22 protein-coding genes are annotated in these 23860 nt (G+C 64.5%); 8 read left to right on the top strand and 14 right to left on the bottom strand.

Annotation, left to right across the window (positions count from 1 at the left end; genetic code table 11):
- The first annotated feature begins 69 nt into the window (after positions 1-69).
- The 3 genes from HU230_RS28425 to HU230_RS28435 all read left to right on the top strand — a co-directional run bounded on the left by HU230_RS28425 (position 70) and on the right by HU230_RS28435 (position 2931).
- On the top strand, positions 70-1752 hold the full coding sequence (locus HU230_RS28425; RefSeq protein ID WP_176528955.1) for a long-chain fatty acid--CoA ligase: 1683 nt from the start codon (positions 70-72) through the stop codon (positions 1750-1752).
- A 27-nt stretch (positions 1753-1779) separates the two neighbouring features.
- On the top strand, positions 1780-2337 hold the full coding sequence (locus tag HU230_RS28430) for a DUF924 family protein (protein ID WP_176528954.1): 558 nt from the start codon (positions 1780-1782) through the stop codon (positions 2335-2337).
- Between the two features lie 108 nt (positions 2338-2445).
- Positions 2446-2931 (top strand): peroxiredoxin, encoded by a 486-nt coding sequence (locus HU230_RS28435; protein ID WP_097673720.1) that lies wholly within the window; start codon positions 2446-2448, stop codon positions 2929-2931.
- 277 nt (positions 2932-3208) lie between these two features.
- On the opposite strand, the gene rnhA is transcribed toward HU230_RS28435, so the two are convergent.
- The 3 genes from rnhA to ispH are packed head-to-tail and all read right to left on the bottom strand — an operon-like array spanning position 3209 to position 5618.
- A complete protein-coding gene (rnhA, locus tag HU230_RS28440; RefSeq protein WP_171947839.1) occupies positions 3209-3670 on the bottom strand; it encodes a ribonuclease HI in 462 nt (153 codons plus the stop codon).
- A complete protein-coding gene (locus HU230_RS28445; protein WP_176528953.1) occupies positions 3658-4638 on the bottom strand; it encodes a homoserine kinase in 981 nt (326 codons plus the stop codon). Before HU230_RS28445 ends, rnhA begins: the two co-directional genes overlap by 13 nt.
- 5 nt (positions 4639-4643) lie before the next feature.
- Positions 4644-5618: a 4-hydroxy-3-methylbut-2-enyl diphosphate reductase gene (gene ispH, locus HU230_RS28450; protein WP_173643790.1), complete on the bottom strand. Its 975-nt coding sequence runs from the start codon at positions 5616-5618 to the stop codon at positions 4644-4646.
- Positions 5619-5847: 229 nt separating this feature from the next.
- On the opposite strand from ispH, the gene HU230_RS28455 reads away from it, so the two are divergent.
- Positions 5848-6543, top strand: a complete 696-nt coding sequence (locus HU230_RS28455) for a DUF1013 domain-containing protein (protein WP_050405544.1) — start codon at positions 5848-5850, stop codon at positions 6541-6543.
- 120 nt (positions 6544-6663) lie between these two features.
- Here the strand turns inward: HU230_RS28455 and HU230_RS28460 are convergent, their stop codons facing one another.
- From HU230_RS28460 to HU230_RS28475, 4 genes are all read right to left on the bottom strand, one after another.
- Positions 6664-7740 (bottom strand): acyltransferase family protein, encoded by a 1077-nt coding sequence (locus tag HU230_RS28460; RefSeq protein WP_224943664.1) that lies wholly within the window; start codon positions 7738-7740, stop codon positions 6664-6666.
- A 144-nt stretch (positions 7741-7884) separates the two neighbouring features.
- Positions 7885-8157 (bottom strand): hypothetical protein, encoded by a 273-nt coding sequence (locus HU230_RS28465; RefSeq protein ID WP_176528951.1) that lies wholly within the window; start codon positions 8155-8157, stop codon positions 7885-7887.
- Between the two features lie 150 nt (positions 8158-8307).
- Positions 8308-10218: a propionyl-CoA synthetase gene (locus tag HU230_RS28470; protein ID WP_176528950.1), complete on the bottom strand. Its 1911-nt coding sequence runs from the start codon at positions 10216-10218 to the stop codon at positions 8308-8310.
- Positions 10219-10342: 124 nt separating this feature from the next.
- A complete protein-coding gene (locus HU230_RS28475; RefSeq protein ID WP_176528949.1) occupies positions 10343-11125 on the bottom strand; it encodes a lysozyme inhibitor LprI family protein in 783 nt (260 codons plus the stop codon).
- Positions 11126-11273: 148 nt separating this feature from the next.
- Between HU230_RS28475 and HU230_RS28480 the strand changes: the two genes are divergently transcribed.
- Positions 11274-12818, top strand: coding sequence for a cation:proton antiporter (locus HU230_RS28480; RefSeq protein ID WP_176528948.1), 1545 nt, complete (start codon positions 11274-11276; stop codon positions 12816-12818).
- A gap of 16 nt (positions 12819-12834) precedes the next feature.
- Here HU230_RS28480 and HU230_RS28485 read toward each other — a convergent pair whose 3' ends face one another.
- The 4 genes from HU230_RS28485 to HU230_RS28500 form a co-directional block, all read right to left on the bottom strand.
- Positions 12835-13641, bottom strand: coding sequence for an SDR family NAD(P)-dependent oxidoreductase (locus HU230_RS28485; protein WP_176528947.1), 807 nt, complete (start codon positions 13639-13641; stop codon positions 12835-12837).
- Between the two features lie 119 nt (positions 13642-13760).
- Positions 13761-14174 (bottom strand): DUF1850 domain-containing protein, encoded by a 414-nt coding sequence (locus HU230_RS28490; protein ID WP_176528946.1) that lies wholly within the window; start codon positions 14172-14174, stop codon positions 13761-13763.
- Positions 14135-16243: a TRAP transporter permease gene (locus HU230_RS28495; RefSeq protein ID WP_176528945.1), complete on the bottom strand. Its 2109-nt coding sequence runs from the start codon at positions 16241-16243 to the stop codon at positions 14135-14137. The genes HU230_RS28490 and HU230_RS28495 overlap by 40 nt, the downstream gene beginning before the upstream one ends.
- A 193-nt stretch (positions 16244-16436) precedes the next feature.
- On the bottom strand, positions 16437-17384 hold the full coding sequence (locus tag HU230_RS28500) for a TAXI family TRAP transporter solute-binding subunit (RefSeq protein ID WP_176528944.1): 948 nt from the start codon (positions 17382-17384) through the stop codon (positions 16437-16439).
- A 146-nt stretch (positions 17385-17530) separates the two neighbouring features.
- Between HU230_RS28500 and HU230_RS28505 the strand changes: the two genes are divergently transcribed.
- Positions 17531-18817 carry an MFS transporter gene (locus tag HU230_RS28505; RefSeq protein WP_176528943.1) on the top strand — a complete coding sequence of 429 codons (1287 nt, stop codon included), beginning with the start codon at positions 17531-17533 and terminating at the stop codon, positions 18815-18817.
- 350 nt (positions 18818-19167) lie between these two features.
- The gene (locus HU230_RS28510; RefSeq protein ID WP_176528942.1) at positions 19168-20382 is read left to right on the top strand and encodes an EAL domain-containing response regulator; all 1215 of its coding nucleotides are present in this window, start codon (positions 19168-19170) and stop codon (positions 20380-20382) included.
- Between the two features lie 14 nt (positions 20383-20396).
- On the opposite strand, the gene HU230_RS28515 is transcribed toward HU230_RS28510, so the two are convergent.
- On the bottom strand, positions 20397-21299 hold the full coding sequence (locus tag HU230_RS28515; protein ID WP_210284167.1) for an HpcH/HpaI aldolase/citrate lyase family protein: 903 nt from the start codon (positions 21297-21299) through the stop codon (positions 20397-20399).
- A 19-nt stretch (positions 21300-21318) separates the two neighbouring features.
- Positions 21319-21798 (bottom strand): hypothetical protein, encoded by a 480-nt coding sequence (locus HU230_RS28520; protein WP_092126210.1) that lies wholly within the window; start codon positions 21796-21798, stop codon positions 21319-21321.
- 206 nt (positions 21799-22004) lie between these two features.
- Here HU230_RS28520 and HU230_RS28525 point away from each other — a divergent pair, with 206 nt between their 5' ends.
- Positions 22005-22304 (top strand): hypothetical protein, encoded by a 300-nt coding sequence (locus HU230_RS28525; protein WP_176528940.1) that lies wholly within the window; start codon positions 22005-22007, stop codon positions 22302-22304.
- Positions 22305-22419: 115 nt separating this feature from the next.
- On the opposite strand, the gene HU230_RS28530 is transcribed toward HU230_RS28525, so the two are convergent.
- The gene (locus tag HU230_RS28530; RefSeq protein ID WP_176528939.1) at positions 22420-23616 is read right to left on the bottom strand and encodes a hypothetical protein; all 1197 of its coding nucleotides are present in this window, start codon (positions 23614-23616) and stop codon (positions 22420-22422) included.
- Positions 23617-23860: the final 244 nt, after the last annotated feature.

Genomic DNA, 23860 nt, shown 5'->3' on the forward strand with positions numbered 1-23860 from the left:
GGCCCAGGGTCGGGAAACCCGGAAACAATCCGGGACATCAGCCGAATTTGAGAGAGGGGATTGACCACTATGGAGCGCATCTGGCTCAAGCATTATCCGGCCGGCGTGCCCGCCGATATCGACGTCACGCAGTATTCGTCGCTGGTCGAATTGCTCGAAGAGAGCTTCAAGAAGTTCGCCGATCGCAAGGCGTTCATCTGCATGGACAAGGCGATCACCTATCGCGAGCTCGACGAGATGTCGACGGCGCTCGGTGCCTACCTGCAGAGCAAGGGCCTGCAGAAGGGCGCGCGGGTCGCACTGATGATGCCGAACGTGCTGCAATATCCGATCGCGATCGCCGCCGTGCTGCGCGCCGGCTATGCCGTGGTCAACGTCAATCCGCTCTATACCCCGCGCGAGCTCGAGCATCAGCTCAAGGATTCCGGCGCGGAAGCGATCATCGTGCTGGAGAACTTTGCCACCACCGTGCAGAAGGTGCTGGCGAACACCGCGGTGAAACAGGTGATCGTCGGCAGCATGGGCGACCTGCTCGGCTTCAAGGGCGTCATCGTCAACCTGGTGGTGCGCCGGGTGAAGAAGATGGTGCCGGCTTGGTCGATCCCCGGCGCGGTCACGTTCAACGAGGCGCTGTCGGCCGGCCGCGGCATGAAGCTCAACAAGCCCGTGCTGACGCGCCAGGACGTCGCCTTCCTGCAATACACCGGCGGCACCACCGGCGTTTCCAAGGGCGCCACGCTGATCCACCAGAACGTGCTTGCCAACGTGTTGCAGAATGACGCCTGGCTGCAGCCGGCGCTGAAGAAGCCGCCGATCGTCGACCAGATGGTCATCGTCTGCGCGCTGCCGCTCTATCACATCTTCGCCCTGACTGCGTGCTACCTGCTGGGCGTGCGCTCCGGCGGCACCAATCTGCTGATCCCCAATCCGCGCGACATGGCCGGCTTCATCAAGGAGCTGGCGAAATATCAGGTCAGTTTTTTTCCGGCAGTCAACACGCTCTATAATGGCCTGTTGAACACGCCGGGCTTCGACAAACTGGATTTCTCCAAGCTGAAGATCGCCAATGGTGGCGGCATGGCGACGCAGAAGCCGGTCGCCGAGAAATGGCTCAAGGTCACCGGCATCCCGCTCTCGGAAGGTTATGGGCTGTCGGAGACCTCGCCGACGCTGACCTGTAACCGCGCCGACATCGAAAGCTTCTCCGGTACGATCGGGCTGCCGGTGCCCTCGACCTATCTGTCGATCCGCGACGACGAGGGCAATGAACTGCCGATCGGCCAGGCCGGCGAGATCTGCGCCAAGGGTCCGCAGGTGATGGCGGGCTACTGGAACAGGCCGGACGAGACCGCGCGCGTGATGACGTCGGACGGCTATTTCCGCACCGGCGACATCGGCGTGATGGACGAGAACGGCTACACCAAGATCGTCGACCGCAAGAAGGACATGATCCTGGTCTCGGGCTTCAACGTCTATCCGAACGAGATCGAGGAAGTGCTCGCGAGCCATCCGGGGGTGCTCGAATGCGCCGTGATCGGCGTGCCCGATGCGAAGTCCGGCGAGGCGGTGAAGGCCTTCGTGGTCAAAAAGGACCCGAACATCACCGCCGAGGACATCATCAAGTTCAGCGCCACCCAGCTAACCGCCTACAAGGTGCCGAAGCAGATCGAGTTCAGGGCCGACCTGCCGAAGACCAATGTCGGCAAGATCCTGCGCCGCGAGCTGCGCGACGAGAAGAAGGCCGCGGCCTGAAACACGTGATGCGGGTGTTGGACGGACATGACTGACGCGCGCATCGCGACGCCTGCCGATGTTATCACGTTCTGGCAAGAAGCCGGCCGCGACCGCTGGTACACGCGCGACGATGCCTTCGATGCCGAAATCCGCAGCCGCTTCCTTGCCACCTGGCAGAAGGCGGCTGCCGGCGAATTGTCGTCATGGGAGGCGAGCGACGAGGGCGCGCTGGCGCTGACGATCGTGCTCGACCAGTTTCCGCGAAACCTGTTTCGAGGCGACGCCAAGACCTTTTCAAGTGATGCGCTGGCGCGTGAAGTGGCAAGGCGCGCCATCGACCGCGGCGTCGATGCGCGGACCGACCCGGTGCTGCGCGAATTCCTCTATCTGCCTTTCGAGCATTCGGAGGACCTCGACGACCAGCAGCGCTGCGTGACGCTGTTCCGGCAATATGACTGCCATCCCGACAACCTGAAATACGCCGAGGACCACGCCGACATCATCCGCCGGTTCGGCCGCTTCCCGCACCGTAACCGGGTGCTGGGCCGGGAAACCACCGCGGACGAGCAGGCCTTTCTCGACGCCGGCGGGTTTTCCGGCTGATGACGGAACGGTGACTGCGCTTCGGCATTGCCGTTCCCGCAGCAGATCGTATTGTGCGGTCCAACCGCCGGGTTTAAGACAATTCCGCTTCACCGAGGGAGAACAACGATGACGATCAATGTTGGCGACAAGCTGCCGGAAGCCAAGTTTCGCGTGATGACCGCCGAGGGTCCGCAGGTCAAAACCACCGACGACATTTTCAAGGGCAAGAAGGTCGCCCTGTTCGCGGTGCCCGGCGCCTACACCGGCACCTGCCACAAGATGCATCTGCCGAGCATCTTCCTCAACGCCTATGCCCTGAAGAACAAGGGCGTCGACACCATCGCGATCGTCTCGGTCAATGACGCCTTCGTGATGAACGCCTGGAAGCGCGACACCGACCAGCGCGATGAAGCCGTCTTCCTGGCCGACGGCAATGCCGACTTCACCAAGGCGATCGGCATGGAGCTCGACGCTTCCGGCAACGGCCTCGGCATCCGCTCCCACCGCTACTCGATGCTGGTCGAGGACGGCGTGGTGAAGAAGCTCAACAAGGAGCCGGCTCCGGGCAAGGTCGAGGTCTCCGGCGGCGACACGCTGCTCGGGCAGCTCTGAGCTGACGCTTACGCCGCAAACTGGCTGTCATCGCCCGGCTCGACCGGGCGATCCAGTACGCCGCGGCCTCTCGTTTCAATGGCTACCGTCTCTGGAATACTGGATCGCCCGCTTTCGCGGGCGATGACAGTTTTGGGCATGGCGATAGCAGGAACGCTGGTCTGTAGGATGGGTAGAGCGTTGCGAAACCCATCGCCTACGTGCCGTGTATTGAGATGATGGGTTTCGCTTCGCTCTACCCATCCTACGCGGCTGCAACGCGGCGCGACCGTGCGCCCTACCCCTTCAACCGCGCCATCGCCACGCCTTCGCGCGCCAGCTCGTCGGCGCGTTCGTTCTCGGCGTGGCCGGCATGGCCCTTGATCCAGTGCCAGCGCACCTCGTGCGGCTTCAGCGCGGCGTCGAGGCGCTGCCACAGCTCGACATTCTTCACCGGCTTCTTGTCGGCCGTGCGCCAGCCATTGCGCTTCCAGCCGTGAATCCATCCGGTGATGCCCTGGCGGACGTACTGGCTGTCGGTGGTGAGGTCGACCACGCAGGGCTTCTTCAGGGCTTCCAGCGCCGAGATCGCCGCCATCAACTCCATGCGGTTGTTGGTGGTGTGCGCCTCGCCGCCCTTCAATTCCTTCTCGACGTCGCCGAATCTGAGGATCGCGCCCCAGCCGCCCGGTCCGGGGTTTCCGGAGCAGGCACCATCGGTGAAGACAATCACATGCGGCTTGTCGCTCACGCCACGCATCCTGCCGGCGTGATGCCGTAGTCGTTGATCGCAGCGACGCTCTGGTGGAAGCGCAGCTTGCGGACGTATTCCAGCGGGTCCTTCGGCTGCACCAGCGCACCCGCGGGCACGTTGAGGAAATCGACCAGGCGCGTCAGCAGGAAACGGAGCGCGGCGCCGCGCGCGAGCAGCGGCAGCGCGGCCTCTTCCGCCGTCGACAATTGCCGCTCGCGGTTATAGGCATTGAGCAGTGCGCGCGCCTTGGTCACGTTGAAGGAATGATCCGGCTCGAAGCACCAGGCGTTGAGGCAGATCGCGACGTCGTAGGCCAGGATGTCGTTGCAGGCGAACGGAAAGTCGATCAGGCCCGAGAGCTTGTCGCCGAGGAAGAAGACGTTGTCCGGAAACAGGTCGGCATGGATCACGCCGACCGGCAGGCCCGCCGGCCACGCGGCTTCGAGATGATCGAGCTCGCGCGCGATGAAGTCGTGCAGACCCGGCTGCACGCTGTCCGCCCGCGCGGCGGCAAGATCGAACAGCGGCCGCCAGCCGGAGACCGACAGCGGATTGTTGCGGACCAGCGGAAAGTCGTGGCCTGCCAGATGCATCTTGGCCAGCGCCGCGCCGACGCCGGAGCAATGCGCCACGTTCGGCCGCCGCGGCCACATGCCTTCGAGGAAGTTGATGATCGCCGCCGGCCGGCCGGCGAGCCGGCTGTAGACCTCGCCCTTGCGGTTGCGCGCCGGCTGCGGGCACGACACCCCGCGCTCGGCGAGATGCGCCATCAGCGACAGGAAATACGGCAGGTCGTCCTCCGCCACGCGCTTCTCATAGAGCGTGAGAATGTAGGCGCCCTGGCTGGTGTGCAGCAGGAAGTTCGAATTCTCGACGCCCTCGGCGATGCCCTTGTAGGAGAGCAATTCGCCGATGTCGTAGCTCTTGAGGAATTCCGCGAGGTCTTCGGCGGCAACGTCGGTGTAAACCGCCATATGGTCTATTCCGCGGCGGCAGCGTCGGGCCGCAGCGAACGCGGCAGCGGGAAGAACTCGTTCTCTTCCGCGGCCGAGACCGTCTCCACGTGAAGCTCGAAGCGCTCGGCGAAGGCGCCCATGATTTCCTCGACGATCACTTCCGGCGCCGAGGCGCCGGCGGTGATGCCGAGGCTCTTGATGCCTTCGAACCTGCTCCAGTCGATGTCGCTGGCACGTTGTGCAAGCACGGCAATGGGACAGCCCTCGCGCTCGGCGACCTCGCGCAGGCGCTGCGAGTTCGACGAGTTCGGCGCGCCGACCACGATCAGGGCATCGACCACCGGCGCCACCTTCTTGACCGCAAGCTGGCGGTTGGTGGTGGCGTAGCAGATGTCTTCCTTGTGCGGGCCGTTGACGTTCGGGAAGCGCTGCTTGAGCAGCGCCACGATCTCCGCGGTATCGTCGATCGACAGCGTGGTCTGGGTCACGAAGGCGAGATTGTTGGGGTCCTTCGGGACGAAGGTCTTTGCATCCTCGGCGGTCTCGATCAGGGTCACGGCGCCGACCGGGAGCTGGCCCAGCGTGCCGACCACCTCGGGGTGATGGGAGTGCCCGATCAGCAGGATCTCGCGGCCGCGCTTGAAATGGATCGCCGCCTCGCGGTGGACCTTGGTCACCAGCGGGCAGGTCGCGTCCAGCGAGAAGAAATTGCGGGATTTGGCCTCGGCCGGAACCGACTTGGGAACACCATGGGCCGAAAATACCACCGGCGCATTGGTGTCGTCGGGGATTTCGGCCAATTCCTCGACGAAAATGGCGCCTTTGGTCTTCAGGCTGTCGACCACGTACTTGTTATGGACGATTTCGTGCCGGACATAGACCGGGGCACCATAAATGGTGAGCGCGCGTTCGACCGTATCGATGGCGCGGACCACCCCGGCGCAAAAGCCGCGGGGGGAACAAAGCACGATTCTAAGATCGGGTTTTTTCGCTGACATCAGGCTGTCTCGGGGCAATCTCGGGACCGAATCACCCCTCGCCGGCGGGCGGGGAACGGCCAGTTAGGATAAGGACTTGGGACTGCTTTCGGGCGCTGTCAAGGCGATTTTGCTGGCCCATTGCGCCATTCCCCCCGGAGGGCTTATATAGGCCCTATAATTCCCGTCATCGCCGATGACTACCAGCTTCGCCTCTACAGAGGTGGGCGAAGCACAAAGGAGATTTGCCATGAGCAACGCACCGCTGATGCCGAAGGCGACTGCCGTGTGGTTGGTCGATAATACCGCCTTGACGTTCGATCAGGTGGCCGATTTCACCAAAATGCACCCCCTGGAGGTGCGTGCCATCGCCGACGGCGACGCCGCCCAGGGCATCAAGGGCATGGACCCGATTTCCAACGGCCAGCTGACCCGCGAGGAGATCGAGCGCGGCGAGCGGGACCAGAATTACCGCCTCAGGCTCCAGGAGAGCAAGGTGGTGCTGCCGACCGCCGCCAAGAAGAAGGGCCCGCGCTACACCCCGGTGTCGCGCCGCCACGAGCGGCCGAGCGCGATCCTCTGGCTGGTGCGCAACCACCCCGAGCTAAAGGACGCCCAGATCATGCGGCTGGTCGGCACCACCAAGACCACGATCGCCAGCGTGCGCGACCGCACCCACTGGAACGCCTCGACCCTGACCCCGATGGACCCGGTGACGCTCGGCCTGTGCTCGCAGATCGAGCTCGATTTCGAGGTGCAGCGCGCCGCCAAGGAAAAGCCGACCACGACCGTTTACGGCGGCGCCACGCTGCTGCCGGCCTCCGAGACCACGCGCAAGGACGAGCTGGACGATCAGCCGATCGAGCGGCACGACGATCTCAATGTCGATGCCGTGTTCGCCAAGCTGAAGACGATCGGCGGCAAGAAGGCCGACGACGAGGAGTAAGCGCCGGCTCCATTTCGCGAAGACCGGACTACGAAACGCGGCAGGGCAACCCGCCGCGTTTTTGTTTGGAGCACGCGCAGCCTTGATCCCGCGAGCGGCGCGCCGGTGGCCCGCTTTCGCTTACCCGAACGTGAAGCGCCGGTGGGCGAAGTCGAGCAGCGGACGTTCGAAATAGCGATAACTCAGAGCACACAGCCCGAACGTCAGCGCGAGCGCGCCGAAGGTTAACGAGATGCCGGCAAGGCTCTCGACTGTCCTCGGCTGATGCAGCACGGCGAACAGCAGGTACACGATGACGTGGTGGGTGAGATACGTCGCGTAGGACGTCCTGGCGAAGAACGTCGCGACCGCGCTGCGCAGCAGTGCGAGTTTTGGCGCGCCGCGACTTTCCAGAACGACGAACAGCAGAGAACCGAAGAAGATCTCGACCTGCGTATGCGAGAACGCCACCGACCAGCGCTTCCATCCGAACAGCCACAGCAGGGGGAGCGACATGCTCGACCATTTGAGGATGGCGGCGACGCGTCTGGAGACCTCGGCATCCGGCTTGCGATAGAGGCGCCACCAGGCGATCAGCGCGCCGATCGCAAGCGAATCGATCCTGAATTGCGGCAGCACGTACCAGCCGTAAGCGTCCGGCAGCGCGCTGTCGATCAGGCGCCCGATCGGGCAGATCAGGATCGGCACAAGCAGGATCGCGAACAGCCGCTCGGACGGGATGTTCCGGACCAGCAACGGAAACAGCAGGTAGAACTGCTCCTCGATCGCGAGCGACCAGGTTACGGCCAGCCAGAAAGCGCCGTCGGTCTGCGCCTTGGCCATGCCGAAGTTCTGCAAGCCGAACAGGTACAGCCAGCCGGGCACGCCCCTGGTGTCGAACAAATCAGGGCTTAGCGAAAAATACCAGCCGATCGCCGCGCAACCGCACATCAGGTAGTAGAGCGGCCAGATGCGGAACGCGCGCCTGCCGTAGAAGGCCGAGTAATAGCGTTCGGCCGCACGGTGGCGCAGCAGAATATCCGTGATGAGATAGCCGGACAGAATGAAGAACAGGTCGACGCCGAAGCGGCCGACATGCAGCAGTTTCCACGGCCAGCCCTGCGGACCGTCCGGCGCGCCGAAATAGTGCCAGATGACGACGATCAGCAGCGCGATCGCGCGCAGCCCGTCGAGCTCTCCGATCCTGTCACGTTGCAACGCGGGCTCGCCTTCCACAAGCACAGGACCTGGTCTCATCCAAAACAGCTGCTCGTGATCGCATGCGGCGCGCCGATGTCTTGCCGGAATTCGGCCCGGCGGCCGTCCACGCATACCTCACCGGGCCGGCCGTCGCCATGGCGCCTAGTGGCGGTCCGGATTGTTCATCATGTATTCGCCGAGATCGCGCTGCCGCCGATCGGTGCGGGTTTCGGCGTTCTGGCGCTGGACGTCGCGATCCTTGCGGCATGCGACATATTCGGGCGAGCCGACCGGGACCTTGCCATTGCCCTGGCAGTACTGATCGTCGTCGCCCATGCTCTCCGCGATCGGCGATCGGCCGCGCTCGAGACAGCCTGCCAGCAGCGGCAGTGCGAGCAGCAATGCAAGAGGCGCGCGTGCGGAAATGGATCGCATCCGGTGGTCCGTATCTCGTGGCATATGACAGGGAAGGCCGGGATGACCCGGCAATCCATCAAAAATCAAGGCCATTTTGCTTCCGAATGCACGGGAACGGCGGAATCGGCACAACGGCTCCGCCGGCTTCAAGCGCACCGTAAGGGCGAGCTACCCCTTGCCCTTCAACGCCTCGCCGATTTCGTCGAGCACCTTGGGGTCCTCGATCGTCGCCGGCATGGTCCAGGGCTCATCGTCGGCGATCTTCTTGATGGTGCCACGCAGGATCTTGCCGGAGCGGGTCTTCGGCAGCCGCGCCACGGTGATCGCGAGCTTGAACGCGGCGACCGGCCCGAGCTTCTCGCGCACCAGCGCCACGACCTCCTTCTCGACCTGATCCGGTGCCTTGGTCACGCCGGCCTTCAGCACCAGGAAGCCGCACGGCACCTCGCCCTTGATCGCATCCTTGACGCCGAGCACCGCGCATTCGGCGACATCGGGATGCGAAGCGAGGATCTCCTCCATGCCGCCGGTGGAGAGCCGGTGGCCGGCGACATTGATGATGTCGTCGGTGCGGCCCATCACCCAGACGTAGCCGTCCGCATCCTTGTAGCCGGCGTCCGAGGTCTTGTAGTAGCCGGGGAATTCCGAGAGGTAGGCGTCCCTGAAGCGATCGTCCTGCTGCCACAGCGTCGGCAGGCAGGCCGGCGGCATCGGCAGCTTGATCACGATCGAGCCCATGGTGCCTGCGGGCACCGGCTTCGCCGCCTCGTCGACGATGTCGACCTGATAGCCCGGCATCGGCACCGTCGGCGAGCCGTGCTTGACCGGCAACTGGCCGAGCCCCACCGGATTGCCGGCGATGCACCAGCCGGTCTCGGTCTGCCACCAGTGATCGATGACCGGCACCTTGAGCTGCTGCTCCGCCCACTCCACCGTCGGCGGATCGGCGCGCTCGCCGGCGAGGAACAGCGTGCGGAAGCGCGAGAGGTCGTAGCTCCTCAGCAGCTTGCCCTCGGGATCTTCCTTCTTGATCGCACGGAATGCGGTCGGCGCGGTGAAGAGGGCAACCGCCTTGTGCTCGCTGATCACGCGCCAGAACGCGCCGGCATCCGGCGTGCCGACCGGCTTGCCCTCATACATGATCGTGGTCGAGCCATGGATCAGCGGGCCATAGACGATGTAGGAGTGACCGACCACCCAGCCGATGTCGGAGCCGCACCACCAGATCTCGCCGGGCTTCACGCCGTAGAGATTGTGCATCGACCATTTCAGCGCAACCAGATGGCCGCCATTGTCGCGCACCACGCCCTTCGGGATTCCGGTCGTGCCCGAGGTGTAGAGGATGTAGAGCGGATCGGTCGCGGCGACCGGCACGCAGGGCGCGGCCTTGCCGGCGTCGAACGCGGCGCGGCGCAGCGTCGCCCAATCATGGTCGCGGCCCGCGGTGAGCTCGCAAGCCTGCTGCGGCCGCTGCAGGATGATGCAGGTCTCGGGCTTGGCGCCGGCGAGGCGGATCGCTTCGTCGAGCAGCGGCTTGTACTGCACGATGCGCCCGGGCTCGATGCCACAGCTCGCCGAGAAGATCAGCTTCGGCTTGGCGTCGTCGATGCGGGTCGCGAGCTCCTTGGCCGCGAAGCCGCCGAACACCACGCTGTGCACCGCGCCGATCCGCGCGCAGGCGAGCATCGCAACGACAGCCTCCGGCACCATCGGCATATAGAGGATGACGCGATCGCCCTTGGCCACGCCGAAATCCTGCATGACCGCGGCCAGCGTCCGCACCTCCGCCAGCAGCTCGGAGTAGGTGAATTTGGTGATGGTGTTGGTGAGCGGTGAATCGTGGATCAGCGCGACCTGGCCGGCGCGGCCGCCGGCGACATGGCGATCCAGCGCGTTATAGCAGGTGTTGACCACGGCGCCGGCGAACCAGCGTCCATAGGCGCCCATGGACGGATCGAAGACCTTCTTGGCCGGTTCGATCCAGTCGATCTCGCGCGCCGCCTCCGTCCAAAAGCCCTCGGGGTCGCGAAGCGAGCGGGCATACACCTCATGATACCGGCTCTTCTGCTGGACGTTCATTGCGCTTCTCCCTCGCCTCCATCGTCGCGGTCGAGCATAACGACTTCGGATGGTTGGCTCTCTTTGGCGGCCATTGTCATGGACGCGACCGATAATTCAAGCCAGAAACTTACCGACGTTGGCACTAGTAGCCGTCGACGCCGTTGATCTGCCGCAACCGCTCGCGCATCGCCTTTTGCAGGTCATAGGCAGAAGTGCCGAATTCCGCGTTGCGGCGGGCGATGAACTGATCCTGCTCGCGCTGCAGCTCGCGCGCCTGGCGCGGATCCTTTGCCTCGCGCACGGCGCGAAAGGTCGATGCGCCGATCTCGCGATCGAGATCGGCAAGCTCGGGATTGGCGCAGATCGCCTTCTCCACCGGCCGGCGCGCCTTGCGGCAATCGAAGCTCGGCTTGCCGGCGACCGCCATCATGGCGCCGATCCGCTCCAGTTCCAGCGACAGCGATTTGTAGTTGGCCTTGGCGGCGGCGTGGTCAGGATTGAGCTTGACGGCGGTGCCGAAATCCATGATCGCCTTTGGCCGGTCGCCCTTGCGGCGCCAAAGCTCGCCGCGCGCATTGTGGGCGTCGGCAAGCGAAGGATCGAGCCGGAGCACGGTGTCGTAATCTGAGATCGCGCGATCGATCATCTGCTTGCGGTCATAGGCGCTCGCGCGTGCCATCAGCGCCTTGACGCGATCCGGCTTGGCCGCCTTCTCATTGTCGATCAGCGCGCCGCAAGCCTCGATGGTCTTGTCGTCATCCGTTGCCGCAGCCGCAGCGATGCAGGGCCCGGCATCGGCCTGCACATCCTTGCCGGGCTCGCTGCCGGCCGCGCGCGCAACGCCTGACGTCAGCGCGACCGACAGCCAAGCGCACAGCAGCGCCAGAACCAGATTGAAGGCCAGGTTTGCAGCTTTTCGTCGCATTCCGATTGCCGACAAGACATCCCTCTCCCGCACCCGAACCACCGGCCCCTGATATCCAGCAGCGCGCCCATTTGCCGCAAAACCACACGCTGGATTATACGTCAATTGCGACGATCGGCTGCACTTGGAGCCGTACTTGGGGGTTCGCGTGCTGACATTCGAATGGATCATCGGCCTGCTGCTCGCGGCGGTGGCGCTGTCGGCGCTGGCGCGGCGGATCAAGGTGCCCTACCCAACCTTTCTTGCGCTCGGCGGCGTGCTGCTGACCCTGCTGCCGTGGGCGCCGACCTGGGCCCTGGAACCGAAACTGGCGCTGGCGCTGTTCGTGGCACCAGTGCTGCTCGATGCCGCCTACGACACCTCGCTGCGCGATCTCCGCAACAACTGGCTGCCGGTCTCGACGCTGGTGGTGGTCGCGGTCGGCGTCACGACGGCAGCCGTCGCCGTGGTCGCGCACTGGCTGCGCCCGGACATGCCCTGGCCGGTCGCAATCGCGCTCGGTGCCATCGTGGCGCCACCGGACGCGGCTGCGGCCACCGCGATCCTGCGCCAGGTCAACCTGCCGTACCGGATCCAGAAGATCCTCGAAGGCGAAAGCCTGCTTAACGATGCCTCCGCGCTGTTGATCTATCGCGTCGCGGTCGGCCTGGTCGCCGCCGAGCACATGAAGATTCGCGAATTCGTGCCGTCGATCACGGTCGCGCTGGTCGGCAGCCTCGCCGCCGGCTACCTGTTCGCGCAGGTCTGGATGATGATTACGCGCCGCATCACGGAGGCGCCGAGCGCGATCATCACGCAATTCGGCGGCACCTTCATGGTGTGGATCGTCGCCGAGCATCTCGGCCTGTCCGGCATCCTGACGATCATCGCCTATGCGATCACCATCGCCCGCACCGCGCCGGCCCGCACCTCGGCGCGGCTGCGCGTATCGTCCTATGCGGTGTGGGAAACCGTCGTCTTCGTGCTCAACGTGCTCGCCTTCATGCTGATCGGCCTGCAACTGCGCCCGATCTGGTCCGAGCTCGACGACGAGGTGCGGTGGAAATATTGCAGCTTCGCGGCCGCGATCCTCGCCGTCGTGATCCTCGCCCGCATCCTCTGGGTGATGCCCTACGGCGCGCTGCTGCGCATGCTGAAGGCGCGCAATTGGCTGCCCGCCCATGTGATGGAAGCCGTGCCGACCCTGAAGCGCGGCTTCATCGTGTCGTGGTGCGGCATGCGCGGCATCGTTACGCTGGCGGCCGCGTTTGCGCTGCCCGAGTATTTCCCATATCGCGATCTGATCCTGCTAACGGCGTTTGCCGTGGTGCTGGGCTCGCTCGTGATCCAGGGACTGACCCTACGACCACTGATCCTGGCGTTGAATTTCGATGACGACGACCCGGTCGGGCGCGAGGCGGCCCATGCCCGCGGCGTGGTCTTTCGCGCAGCGCTCGAGGAAATCGATGCCGACCCGTCGGAAGAAGCCGAGATCCTCCGGCTCGAATACCGCGCCGTGCTGCTGCGCGCCGAGAATGACCCGGATGGCGGCCTGACCTCACGCGAGCTGCCGTCGGATCCGCTACGCCGCCGCGCCATCGCGGCCGCGCGTCAGGCGCTGCTCAATCTGCGGCGCACCGAGACCATCGGCGACGACGCGTTCCACCTCGTCGAGGAGGAGCTCGACCGCGCCGAGCTCAGCGTCGAGGCCTAGTTCCTTCAGCGACCACTCAAGCGCCCGACTTCGAGGTGATGCCGCCGTCGACCACGAGCTCGATGCCGGTGACATATTTCGATTCGTCCGACGCCAGGAACAGCGCGGCATTGGCGACGTCCCAGGCGTCGCCCATGTGCCCCATCGGCACCTGCGCGTCGCGGGCGCGCCACATCGCCTCCACATCGCCCTTGGCGTAACTCTGCGCCAGCCCCGCCGAATGTTCGACCATCGGCGTCTTCATCAACCCCGGCAGGATCGCGTTGACGCGCACATGTTTGGAGGCGAACTCGACCGCGGTCGAGCGCGTCATCTGGTTCATCGCCGCCTTGCTCGCATTGTAGCTGACATAGGAAATGCCGACATGGCGGATCGAGGCGATCGAGGAGATGTTGATGATCGAGCCGCCCCCCCGCTTGATCATCACCGGAATGACGTGCTTCATCGAGAGATAGGCGCTCTTGAGGTTGACCGCGAAGACGCGGTCCCAGTCGGCTTCCGCGACTTCGACCACGCTGCCGACCTCGGCGATACCGACATTGTTGTCGAGCACGTCGATACGGCCATAGGCCTTGAGGCAGGCCGCGACCATCGCCTCGACCTCGCTGGCGCGCGAGACATCGGCGGTGAATGCGGCCGCCTTGCCGCCCTCGCCGGTGATGATCTTGACCGTCTCCTCGGCCGCGGCGCCGTTGCGATCGACGCAGAACACGCTGGCGCCTTCGCGCGCGAAGGTCACGGCGGTCGCCTTGCCATTGCCCCAGCCGGGCCCGATCGAGCCCGCGCCGACCACCATCGCAACCTTGCCCTTGAGCCGATCCATCCCTTGTTCTCCCGTTTGTTGTTCTTGCAGCCTGACGTAATCCGTAGCCCGGATGAAGCGAAGCGCAATCCGGGAACACTGGCCCCGGATTACGCTGGCGCTCCATCCGGGCTACGGAGCTACGGATCCTCGCAAACACTCATCGTTGTAACATTAGCACCGATCGGATGGCCGAAGATCTCCGATAGCGTCTGGCAGCTTCCCGCGTGGCACAGGTGCCATTCGCCCGCCGCGCCGGAATTGCCGAGCACGACCTCCGCCCTTGGCACAGGCGGCGGCGACCATTGAAACCAGCCGTCAGTGAGGCGCGCTTCCGGCGGCGGCTCCATTCCGGCGCCAGTGCCCTTGATGCGCGCCTGCTGCAGCGTCAGTCCGGCCGGCGTGATTTGCCAGTCTTCCTGCCAGGCGGTCTTCTCGATCGAATGCGTCCAGGCGAGCGTGAAGGCTGCGATCGACAGTGTCTTCACGACACCCGCGGATGCAAGGCAGAGGCTCAAACCGCCGCCACCGCGTTGCGCGGGCGCTGCCGCCATTGCCACAGCACGACAGCAGCCGCGAGCGTGAAGCCCGCCGTGTCCGAGAACTGGAAATCGCCGAGCAGGCAGAGTGCTGCGCCGAAGGCGACCAGGATCTCGATGAAGGTCAGCCGCGTGAACAGGAAGCCGATCGCGACGATGCCGAACAGGGCGATCGCCACCAGCGCCTTGAAGGTCGCCAGCGCCACCGCGCCGTAGAACCCGAGCTGGGCGGCCATCGGATCATTGCCTTGCAGCATCAGTGCCGGCGAGTAGACGAAGATGAAGGGGATGACGTAGCCGGCAAGCGCGATCCGCATCGCTTCCCAGCCGATCTTGTCCGGATTCTCCTTGGCGATCGGCGCCGCCGCCAGCGCCGCGAGCGCGACCGGCGGCGAGAGGTCGGCCATGATGCCGTAGTAGAACGCAAACATGTGGCTTGCGATCAGCGGCACGCCGAGCTTGGCGAGCGCAGGCGCGGCGAGCGCCGCGGTGATGATGTAGGTCGGGATCGTCGGGATGCCGGTGCCGAGCAGGATCGACAGCAGCATCGTCATGATCAGCGCCAGGAACAGGCTCTTGGCGCCGAGCCCGATGATCCAGCTGCCGAAGATGGTGCCGACGCCGGTCTGCGTCATCATGCCGATGATGGTGCCGACGATGGCGCAGGCCATGCCGACGGTCAGCGCCGACTTGGCGCTGTCGGCAAGCGAGTCACGGCAGGCTCGGAGCGTTGCGCGACCTCCACGGGTGATCGCCGCAATCACGATCAATCCTGCGACGACGCTGGCGACCGGGACGATCTCGAGCCCGTGGCGCGAGACCGCGGCAACCACCAGCGCAAGGCCGATCCAGAAGATGTAGCGCACGACGGTGTTGGAGAAGCCGAGCGTGATGCTGGCGCCGAGGATCAGCGCGACCGTCAACGCAAGCCCCATGCTGCCGGCATAGAGCGGCGTGAAGCCCTCGAACAGCATGTAGACCAGCGCCGCGAGCGGCAAGACGAGATACCAGCGGGCGACCAGCGCCTTCCAGGCGCTCGGGATCTCCGAGCGCTTCATGCCGACAAGGCCATGCTTGCCGGCTTCCAGGTGCACCATCCAGAACGCTGAGGCGAAATACAGGATCGCCGGAATCACGGCTGACTTGACGATCTCCGAATAGGGAACGCCAAGCGTCTCGGCCATGATGAAGGCGACCGCGCCCATCACCGGCGGCATGATCTGGCCGCCCATCGAGGCGGTGGCCTCGACGCCGGCGGCGAACGCGCGGCGATAGCCGAACTTGATCATCAAGGGAATCGTGAACTGGCCCACGGTCACGACGTTGGCGACGCCGGAGCCGGAAATCGTACCCATCATGCCCGAGGCGAACACCGCGACCTTGGCCGGCCCGCCACGGGTGCGGCCGAACAGGCCGAGCGAGACGTCGGTGAACAACTGGATCATGCCGGCACGCTCGAGGAATGAGCCGAACAGGATGAACAGGAAGATGTAGGTGGCCGAGACATAGATCGGCACGCCGTAGAAGCCTTCGGTGCCGAACGAGAGATGGGTGACGATCTGGTCGAAGTCATAGCCGCGATGATTGAACGGCGACGGCAGATATTGTCCGAAGAACCAGTAGAGCAGACAGGCGCCGCACATCAGCGGCAGCGCCGCTCCCATCAGCCGCCGCGTGCCCTCGAAGATCAGGATCGCGAGCAGCGTGCCGACCGCAAGGTCCATGTTGGTCGGATCGCCGTCACGGGCGATCAGGTCAGCATAGAAGATCCACTGATAGAGCCCGCAGAGGAAACCGGCGGCACCGACGATCCAGCTCACCGCGCGGCCGAAATCGGTCCTGGCGGTGAAATTGCCGATCAGGCCGAAGGTCAAGAGGATCAGGAAACCGACATGGACGCCGCGTACCACCTGGCTCGGCAAATAATTGAAGGCTGCGACATAGAGCTGGAACACCGCAAAGGCGAGACCGATGGCGTAGGCCAGATGGCCCCAGGCGCCCGGACCGAAACCTTCCGGAAAACCATGTTCGAAATTGTCGAATTCAACCTTGATGGGCTGCTCGCCCGCAACCTGCTGCTGCATATGATTAGTCCCCCGCCGTGCCCGCGACGCTTATAGCATTGGGCCGCCGCCCAATACGTCATGGCCGGGCTTGTCCCGGCCATCCACGTCTTTGAGCGACCGTTGCCCAAGAACGTGGATACCCAGGACATCTGCGCGAAGACGCGCTTCGCGCTTTCGCCCCGGGCATGACGGCGAATTTGTCTTTCGAGCCTTACTTGATCAGACCCTTTTCCTTGTAATAGCGGATCGCGCCGGGATGCAGCGGCACCGGGCTGCCGGTCGCCGCGGCCGCGAGCTTGATCTCCTTGCCCGCGGCGTGGGCATTGGCGAGTTCCGGCAGCGATTCGTAGACCAGCTTGGTCATCTGATAGGCCAGATCGTCCGACACCGCGCTCGAGGTGACGAGATAGTTCACGACCGCCGCGGTCGGCACATCCTTGTCCTGGCCGGTATAGGTGTTGGCCGGAATGATCACGGAGACGAAGGGCGGGCCGATCTTGTCGACGGCCTCCTTCGGCACGGCGACCACGGTGATGTCGCTGGAGGTCGAGAGGTCCTTCAGCGAGGCGACGCCGAGGCCGGCGGATTGCAGCGTGGCGTTGAGCTGGCGGTTCTTCATCAGGTCGACCGATTCGGCGAACGGCAGATACTCGACCTTGCCGAGATCCTTGTAGCTCATGCCGGCGGCCGCGAGGATCGCGCGCGAGTTGAGCTCGGTGCCGGACTTCGGCGCGCCAACCGACAGGCTCTTGCCCTTGAGATCGGCGAGCGTCTTGATGCCGCTTTCGGCGGTGGCGACGATCTGGATGTAATTCGGATAGATCGCGCCGATGGTGCGCAGCTTGTCGAGCTTGTTCTTGAAGCCGGCCTCGGCGTCGCCTTCCCAGGCGGCCTTCAGCGAATCGCCGAGCGTGAAGGCGATCTCGCCGCGGCCCTGCTGCAGCAGCACCAGGTTCTCCACCGAGGCCTTTGTCGCCTGCACCTGGGTCTTCACATCAGGGATCTTGTCGCCGTAAATCTTCCCGATCGCGACGCCGAGCGGATAGTAGACGCCCGAGGTGCCGCCGGTGAGCACGTTAATGAACTGCTGGGCCTGTGCGACAGGCGCGGACAAAACACTGGCGGCCACGATCGCGGCGGCCATCAACCTTGAATTCATGAGTATTATTCTCCCCTAAGCCGGGCCGGAAATTGGCCGCACGCCACTGCCGGGTCAACCCATCCAAATGACGCATGCAGGGCCGAAATCCCTGATAGCAGCGCCACTTTACCCCACGGGAACTCTGCGCGCGCCGCCGGGTTGAGATGCGCAATCTCGCCGCGAGGTATCACTTGCAGCCGTCCGGGACGCCCGTTGAGCGCGCGCTTGATGCGTTGAACTTCTTCCTCGCCGACGTGCGGGACGGGCTCGGCCCTTATCTGGCGATCTACCTTCTGACCGAACGGAGGTGGGACGAGGCCTCGATCGGGTCGGTGATGTCGATCGCGGCGATCGCCGGGATCGTCGCCCAGACGCCGGCCGGCGCCCTGATCGACCGCAGCCGCGCCAAGCGCGCGTTAATGATCGCTGCCGCGCTCGCCGTGACCGCCGCCTGCCTGCTGCTGCCGCTGCTCGACCGGTTCGCGCTGGTCGCCGCGACCCAGGCGCTTGCGGCCGCCTCGGGCTCGGTGTTCGCGCCGGCGATCGCCGCGGTGACGCTCGGCATTGTCGGACCCAAGGCGTTCGCGGCGAGGACCGGCCGCAACGAGGCCTTCAATCATGCCGGCAACGCGGTGGCCGCGGCGATCGCCGGCGGCACCGCCTACTGGTTCGGTCCCGTCGTCGTATTCTGGTTGCTCGCGGCAATGGCGCTCGCCAGCGTCGCCGCGACGCTCTCGATCCCACCCGCGGCGATCGATCATCAGGTCGCGCGCGGGCTCGACGATATCGCGGAGGAGCACGGCACGCTGCATGACCGGCCATCCGGCTTTCGCGTGCTGCTGACCTGCAAGCCGCTGCTGATCTTCGCGGCCGCGACCGTGATCTTTCATTTTGCCAATGCCGCGATGCTGCCGCTGGTCGGACAGAAGCTCGCACTGGTCAACCGCAACCTCGGGACATCGCTGATGTCGGTCTGCATCATCGCGGCGCAGCTGGTGATGGTGCCGGTTGCGATGCTGGTCGGGCGCAAGGCCGACGTCTGGGGCCGCAAGCCGATCTTTGCTGTGGCGCTCGCGGTGCTGGCTGTTCGCGGCGCGCTCTATCCGTTGTCGGACAACCCGTACTGGCTGGTATCGGTGCAATTGCTCGACGGCATCGGCGCTGGAATCTTCGGCGCGCTGTTCCCGCTCGTCGTCGCCGATCTCACGCACGGTACAGGACATTTCAACGTCAGCCAGGGCGCGATCGCCACCGCAACCGGCATCGGCGGCGCGCTGAGCACGGCGGTCGCCGGGTTCATCATCGTCCACGCCGGCTACAGCTCCGCCTTTCTGTTCCTTGCGGCCGTCGCTTGTGCCGGGCTGATCGGCTACTGCGCGTTGATGCCGGAGACATTGCGAGCGCCAACGACGACATCACGCACGACTGCATTGGCATCACAGAACGGATGATCTGATTCGCGGTTGGTGCTCGGCGGCAACTCGATTTGATGTCCGACAATGGTGCAATTCCGCTTCGGCATCGACCCGATACCACAGTCATTAACGTCGTCTCGCGATGACACACGCGCACAATGTTTCCGGTGCGGTGCAAAGTCAGACACGATTACTCTCATGAATGCCAGATGACGCATTTGTTGCGCATGTAACCGCGGCAAGACGCGGCAATTCCGGGATCATTTGAGTCGAATTGAATCTTTTAAGGTTAGCGAACCAATCAATGTATGAACCAGAAATTTCCATGATTGCCGCCGCTCATGGATGTACGAGTCAGACCGGGGTAATTACGGATAAGGCGGGGCATGAACCACATCAGTCACATCGGACAAACGCGAGCCGGCTGGTTCGGACATCGCAAGCTGACCCCACGCGCATGCATCGCGGACAGCAAAAAACACCTTCGGACCTTCCTCGCGGAGGCGCTGGAAGACCTCGGCTTCATCACCAGTGAATGTGGCCAGGCTTTGGAACTCGACACCGTGCTGGACGCGGAACGGCCCGATCTTCTGGTGCTCGGCGTGTCCGTGGACGGCATCGAAGTCAGTAAAATTCTCGAGACTTTGGTGAGAAAGGACTACGGCGGCAAGGTCCTCGTCATCGGCCAGCCGGACTCCATCATCGTAAAAGCGGTCCGGCAGATCGGCGATGAGTACGGCATCGCCATGCTGCCGGCCCTCTCCACCCCGTTCAGCGCCGGAACCCTTCGTGACAGTCTTGCGTCATTGATGCCGCTCGAGCCCGCACCGAGCCCGGCAGTGGATGTGCCCGAAGCGCTGAAGGCCGGCTGGCTTGAGCTGTGGTATCAGCAGAAAATTCATCTCCGGACATTGGTTCCGAGCGGCGCCGAGGCGCTGATCCGGATGCGCCATCCCGCATGGGGCGTCGTGCCGCCTGCCTACTTCATCCCCGACGAAAGCGACCCGCATTTTCATGCGCTGTCCGAGTTCGTGATCGAGCGCGCGATCGAAGACTGGCGCTATCTCCTCGAACAGATCGGACCGGTCGATCTCTCGATCAACCTGCCGATCTCGTTTCTCGCCGACGATCACGCGGTGCGCGAGCTTTGCTACCGGATTCCGGATCATGCCGCCTTCGCCGGCCTGCTGATCGAGATCGACAGCGCCGAGGTGGTCGACAATCTCGATTTGGCGATCGATGTCGCCCGGCGCGTTCGCCTGCACAATATCGGCATCTCGATCGACAATGTCGGCGCGAACTGGCCATCCCTGCTGGGATTGCCGAACTTTCCGTTCGTCCAACTGAAGGTCGATCATCAATACGTCACCGGTTGCGCGGATCAGCGCCTGAAGCAGACGGTATGCCGGCGTATCGTCGAGCTCGCACACGACGCGGGCGCGCAGGTTATTGCGCAGGGGGTCGAGACGCGCGCGGACTTTCTTGCCGCGCACGAGATGGACTTCGATCAGGTCCAGGGCTACCTGTTCGGCAAGCCGATGGGCGTCAAGAAGTTCGCCCGCTCGCGCATGCACTTCTCGGAGAAACAGCCGGCATCCTGAGGCATGGCCTCCGGTCAGGCTCGAGCGTTGTGATCGATCGCGCGCAGCGCCTCGCCGCGCGCGATCAGGCGCTTTGCGTTGGAATAGGTCGGGACTTCCAGCAGCGAGCCGTCAAGCTCGACGCGCCCAAGGCCCTGTGCCCGCGCCGCTTCGAATGCCGTGACGATCCTGGCCGCCTGCTGCAACTCATCATCGCTCGGCGTGAGGACGCCGTTGACGATGGCGGCATGCGCAGGATCGACCAGGCTCTTTGCGGTGTAGCCCAGCCGTCGCGCCCAGATCGTGTCGCGTTCGACGCCGGCGACGTCGCTCCAGGTGTAGGGACAGTCGACCGCGACGACATTGGCGGCGCGACATTCGACGATGAAGCGCTGCCGCACGTAAGCGAGCTCCAGGCCATCGCTGCCGCGCTCGGCGCCGAGATCGGCGGCGAGGTCTTCGGAGGCCATCAGGCAACCGATGGTGCGCCGGCTCGCCGCAGCGATCGCGCCGGTCTGCACCAGGCCGCGCGCGAACTCGACGTTCGGCAACAGCGACGTCGATCCCTCGGCGATGCCATAGTCGCGCTCGAACCGCGTCACCGCCTCGTCGAGTCTCGCGACATGATGCGGCTCGGCGACTTTCGGCAGCGCGACGATGTCAGGATGGCCGCGCATCACGGCGGCAAGATCGTCCATGCCGTCCTGGTCCAACGGATTGACGCGGACCGCGACCACCGCGCCCTGGTCACGCCAGGCCGCGTAGAGCTCGGCCGCCAGCGCCCGCGCCCTCGGGCGCAGCGGCGGCGGGGTAAAGTCCTCGAGCTCGTGGATCAGCACATCGGCGCCGCTGGCGGCCGCGCTCTGCAGGATCGCCTCGTTGGCGCCTTCGAGAAACAGCCAGGAGCGGCACAGCGGGGCCGGGCGCAGCTTGCGCATCACGCGGCCCGCACAGCCGTCACTGAAACGTCATGTCGAGGCATTTCGAGATGTCGGAGCCGAGACCGGACGAGATGGTGATGCAGCCGCGGATCTTCTGGGTGTTGGTATCGCTGGCCCAGATCGCATAGCCGCCCGGACCGAAGAACGAATTGGTGTTCGGCGGCTCGGTCTCGGTGGCGTCGAACGTGTAATTGCCGTCGGTCTCGAAGATGCGCGGCTTCTTGGTGCAGCCGCCGTCGGCCTGCACGTTGATGACCTCCTTGTTGTCCCGCGTCAGCGCCAGCGAGACCTGGCAGCGGAAGTATTCGGAGGTCTTGGCGTTGAACAGATAGGCGTAGGACTTGCAGGTCGACGTGTTGAGCTTGCCCGCCGACAGGCCGCGGCTGCAGGAGATCCGCTGGTTGTTGGAGAGCTTGAACTCGTCCGCCTGCGCGACTGACGCCAGCGCCATGAACGACAGAGCGACACCGATACCGATCTTCATGACGTGGTTCATCCCAATCATCCCCAGGTAGTGTTTCCGGCAATCGAAGCGTTTGTAAACGGTAACGCGAAGATAGTCGCCAAGCTTGATGCGGGAAATCACAAAGTCGCTGATGGACGATAGCGGTCGCGCCGATTGTCGTATTGACGCGCAAATGCCGTTCGTGATTTGTTCAGAAACGTGGGGACGACGCCGATTTTCTCGGCCGGAGGTGGATCATGACGCATTTTTTGACCAAGACCTTTGTTGCGACTGCGGCGTTTGCCGCGCTGACGACATGCGCATTCGCGCAGGAGACTGCGCCCTGGGAGCTGAAGACCGACATGGGCTACGCCTATGACAAGGAAGGCAAGACCTGGGCCTACAAGATGGGGACCAACAATGCCAACACGCTGCTGAAGGGCGCCAAGAAGGTGCCGAAGGGGACGCTGTTCTTCATCGGCCACAATGGCCAGCTCTACATGCGCTCCGGGCCCTATCTCGAGGGCGACGGCAAGTTCATGTTCGGCTCGAATTAGAGCGTTTTCGAGCGAAGTGGACGCCGGTACGCGTGAAGAAAACGCGTCGAGAAAAGGGTCTAGAGCTTCGGTTCTGATTCAACCAGAACCGAAGCTCTGACGTCTTCAGCAGACCTCAGAACGCCGCGGCCAATTCCCTGGCACCGGGCTTGTTGCTGTTGAAATCCATCCGCTCGTTGGTGATGGCGAGCAGCTTGGCCACAGTGTTGTGACGGATCGCGACCGGATTGCGTTCGTAGCCGGAGCGCTGGAAGAAATTCGTGGTCGGCACCTGCTCGCGCATCGCCTGCGGCATGGTCACCATGTCGAGCCCGGTGCCGTCGCCGGTCAGGTTCATCATCTCGAGCTCGGCCGCGGTCAGCGGTCTTGTGTAGCCCTTGTTGCGGGCGAAGATCACCGAAGTCAGCAGCTTGTGGGTCTGCAGCATCGGGCCGATATCGATGTCGAGCACCATGGCGTGACACGCCCAACCCTGCGGCGTATCGGCGAGGCGCTGATGCGCCGACCAATCGTCGGGTACGGTCCGCGTGAACGCGACCATCTTCTTCAGCACCGCGAGCTTGTGCTCCATGGCCTTGCGCGCCGGCCCCTGCGTCGCCGCCACCCGCGCGGTCAGATCCCGTACGAATTCATGGCCCTGCTCGGCCAGGAGCTCGACGGTGTTGGTGGTGAGCAGCTGGTTGTAGCCCATCGCGGTGGAGATCGCGCGCTTGCCGCCGTGCTCGATGCCCGCCTGCACGTCGTAATTGCCGGTGCCGCCGGTCTCGAACGAATAGACCCGCACCGCCTGCTCCGGCGTCAGCCCCGCCGCGCGCGCGTAGCGGGCATAGGCGCGCTTGAACTCGACCTCGCTCGACGGCCGCTGCGGCGTGAACTGGAACTGTTCGGCCGCCGCCCGGACGAGATCCGAGACCACCGGGATGGTTTTGGGCGGACGCGGCGGCTTGCCGCCCTCTTCTTCCGGCGCCGGGTTGACCGGCCGCTTCGGGCCCTCATAGACCGGCGGCTGCTGCAGCACGTAATCGTCCAGCGAGATCTGCACGCGGTCGCGGCGCTTGGCGTTGCGGCCACGCCGCTTGTCGGCGATCGCACTCCAATAGGCGTTGGCGTCCTGCTCGAAGGCATCGCGCGCCTCCTGATATTCCTGTAGCTTGCGGCGATATTCCATGATCGCCTGCGGCGAGGCCTGCGCCATCGCATTGGCGACGGACGGCGGCAACGCATCGGCCTCGCCGGCCAGTACGGGCGGCGCGCCGGCGGCGAGCGCGAGCGCGACAAATCCAGGAACGAAGCGAATCAATTGCGGGCGCATGACCTCGTTGTAGCAAGCGCCGCCACGAAGTCAGCCCGGAAATGTCCGGAGCGCAAGCGGCCGGATGCCGCGATCACGTCCAGAATTTTCGCCACAATGCGGTGTTCTCCGAAGAAACACCGTGGAGATCGCGATGAGAATGGCACTCTGGCTCGCCGCCGCTGGCGCGTTGACGCTCGCCGCACCCGCGCGCGCCAAACGTCCGGATTGCGGATCGTTTCCGGATACCCGTTCACGGTTCTCT

The organism is Bradyrhizobium quebecense (genome assembly GCF_013373795.3).
Lineage (GTDB): Bacteria > Pseudomonadota > Alphaproteobacteria > Rhizobiales > Xanthobacteraceae > Bradyrhizobium > Bradyrhizobium quebecense.